Source organism: Streptomyces sp. UH6 (genome assembly GCF_013421635.1).
Lineage (GTDB): Bacteria > Actinomycetota > Actinomycetes > Streptomycetales > Streptomycetaceae > Streptomyces > Streptomyces abyssomicinicus.
In genome coordinates this window covers 1-2764 of the sequence record NZ_JACADT010000766.1, presented here as the reverse complement: position 1 = coordinate 2764, position 2764 = coordinate 1, and the positions used below count along the sequence as shown (strand labels likewise).

Here is a 2764-nt window from a genome sequence, read left to right as displayed (position 1 = left end):
GGGAGAGGGGGGACAACCGGTCACCGGGCGTCCACCAGGGCGACGGACCGCTCGGCGGCCGTGTCCTGGCCGGACAGGTCGAAGAACTGGTTGGCCGGGCGGGGGAGACCGTAGTGCTCGCGCAGCGTCGTCCCCGTGTACTCGGTCCGGAAGAGGCCGCGCTCCTGGAGGATCGGCACCACCTGGTCGACGAACCGTTCCAGGCCGGAGGGGAGCACCGCGGGCATGATGTTGAAGCCGTCCGCCGCGCCGCTGTCGTACCAGTGCTCGATGGTGTCGGCGACCTGCACGGCGGTCCCGGCGAAGGTCCGGTGCCCGCGTCCGCCGCCGAGCCGCCCGATCAGCTGCCGCACCGTCAGGTGCTCGCGCCGGGCGAGGTCGACGATGAGCGTGAAACGGCTCTTGGCCCCCTCGATCTCGTCCTCCGTGGGGATGTCCTCGGGCAGTTCCCGGTCGAGGTCGAGGTCCTCCGGCGCGATCCGCAACGTCGCGGCGAGCTGACGCCTGGCATACTCCGGCGAGATCAGCCGGTCCAGCTCCGCGTCGAGCTCCCGCGCCTGGGCCTCGGTGTCCCCGATGACCGGCACGATGCCGGGGAGGATCTTGATCCCTTCGGGGTCCCGGCCGAAGGCGACGGCACGACGCTTCACGTCCTGGTAGAAGGCGATGCCGTCCTCCAGCGTCTGCTGGGCGGTGAACACGGCCTCCGCGTAACGGGCGGCGAAGTCCTTGCCGTCCTCGCTCGATCCGGCCTGGACGAGGACGGGGTGCCCCTGCGGCGAACGCTCCACGTTGAGCGGGCCGTCGACCCGGAAGTGCGCGCCCCGGTGCTCGATCCGCCGCACCCGCTCCGACAGCGCGTGCACGCCGCGCTCCTTGTCGGCCACGACGGCGTCGTCCGCCCAGCTGTCCCAGAGCTTGGCGGCCACCTCGACGAACTCGGCGGCCCGCTCGTAGCGCGCGTGGTGCAGCGGGGTGTCGTCCAGGCCGAAGTTGCGGGCGGCCTCGGCGCCGGCCGTGGTCACGATGTTCCAGCCGGCGCGGCCACCGGACACGTGGTCGAGCGAGGCGAACCGGCGGGCGAGGTTGAAGGGTTCGTTGTAGCTCGTGGACGCGGTGGCGATCAGCCCGACGTGGCGGGTGACGGCGGCGAGCGCGGTCAGCAGGACGGTCGGCTCCAGCTTGCTCGACGGCCGCCGGCCGGGGTCGCCGTGGAGGACCGGGCTGTCGGCCAGGAACACCGAGTCGAGCTTGCCGCGTTCGGCGATCCGCGCCAGGTCCTGGTAGTGCGCGATGTCCGTACCGCCCCGCGCCGGGCTCTCGGGGAGCCGCCACGCCGCCTCGTGGTGACCCGCCGACATCAGGAAGGCGTTGAGGTGCAGGGGCTTGCGGTCAGGGCGGTCAGGCGTGCGGGGCATGGGACTTCTCCTCGTGGAGGCCGTGACGGGGGTCGTCGTCGGCGGGGGTGCGGCCGGCGGTGCGGCCGGCAGGGTGATCGGTGACGTCGTGGCGGTCGTGACCCGGTGAGGGGCCGGTCAGACGGGGAGGTAGGCGCCGTCGTGGAAGAGCAGCGGACGCCGCCCGGGCTCCTGCCAGGAGTCGACGACGCGGGCGACGACGATGCGGTGGTCGCCCGCCGGCACGAGGGACTCGATGTGCAGCCGCAGCCATCCCGCCACGTCCTCGAGCACCGGCTCACCCTCGGGAAGCCGCCGCCAGGCGGTGGGCTCGGCGAAGCGGTCGATGCCGCTGGTGGCGAAACGCCTGGCCAGGTCCTCCTGGTCGGAGCCGAGGAAGTGGACCACGGCGGTCCGGGCCTGCTCGAGATGGGGCCAGGAGGACGACCGGGTGGCGACGGAGAAGGAGACGAGCGGCGGGGTGAGGGACAACGACGACAACGACGTCGCCGTGAATCCGACGGGCCCGTCGCCGGCGTCGGCGGTGACCACGACGACACCTGCCGGATAGGCCCGGAAGGCCTGCTTGAAACGGTCGGGGGTGACACCCGTCAAGGGCTGCGAGGGCGCGGACAACGTCATGTCTCCTCCAGGGAGGGAAGTCACGAAGGCGCGAACGTGCGAAGGCGCGAGGGCGTGCGGAAGTACGGCGTGCGGAAAGCGTGGAACAGCAGGGCGTGAGGAACGTGAGAAAGGGGATGACGCGTCAGGAGAACGGCTCGGGAGACCGCATGCCGAATACCGGACGTCGCGGAGAGCGACGGAGGAAAGGGCGGCACGGAAAAGCCTGTGAAAGCCGTGGACCGAGCGGGAGACGATCCGGATTCCGCCGCGTGGAACCGCGGTGCGGAATGCCGGTGCGGGCCGCCGTCAGGCAGAGGCCCGGGACGGGATCAACAACAACATCCCGTCGCGGGGAAATCCCCGGAACAAGGTCGCTCGCTGCTCATGAATCCATCTTCCGGCGTGCGTTCGGGTGCGGTCAACAATGCAACTGATTGAATTAAGTCGGGTCCATTCCGGTCGCCGGTCGCCGGTCGCCGGTCGCCGGTCGCCGGTCGCCGCTCGCCGCTCGCCGCCGAGGACCGGGGTGGGTCAGGACACGGCGGGGAGAGCCGGCCAGGGCCCGAGCGGATCGTCGTACAGCGCTCCCAGCGCCACCGCGGGACCGGCCGTCGCGAGGACGGAGCCGGTGAACGAGCTGGGAACGACACGGCGTTCGGGGTCGTCGCACACCCAGGAGCGCTCGGCCACCTCCGACCGCAGCGCCGCGAGGCACTCGGGCAGCCGGCCCGCCGCCGGCTCGA

Annotated in this window: 2 protein-coding genes and 1 pseudogene; all 3 read right to left on the bottom strand. The window is 71.9% G+C overall.

All coding sequences use genetic code 11. From position 1 onward, the window contains the following. Window positions 1-20: 20 nt before the first annotated feature. Window positions 21-1418 carry an LLM class flavin-dependent oxidoreductase gene (locus HW445_RS25510; protein ID WP_180223259.1) on the bottom strand — a complete coding sequence of 466 codons (1398 nt, stop codon included), beginning with the start codon at window positions 1416-1418 and terminating at the stop codon, window positions 21-23. A gap of 117 nt (window positions 1419-1535) precedes the next feature. Further along, window positions 1536-2039 (bottom strand): flavin reductase family protein, encoded by a 504-nt coding sequence (locus tag HW445_RS25505; RefSeq protein WP_180223258.1) that lies wholly within the window; start codon window positions 2037-2039, stop codon window positions 1536-1538. Window positions 2040-2552: 513 nt separating this feature from the next. Further along, a pseudogene (locus HW445_RS25500) lies at window positions 2553-2764 on the bottom strand (sugar kinase); the annotation flags it as partial.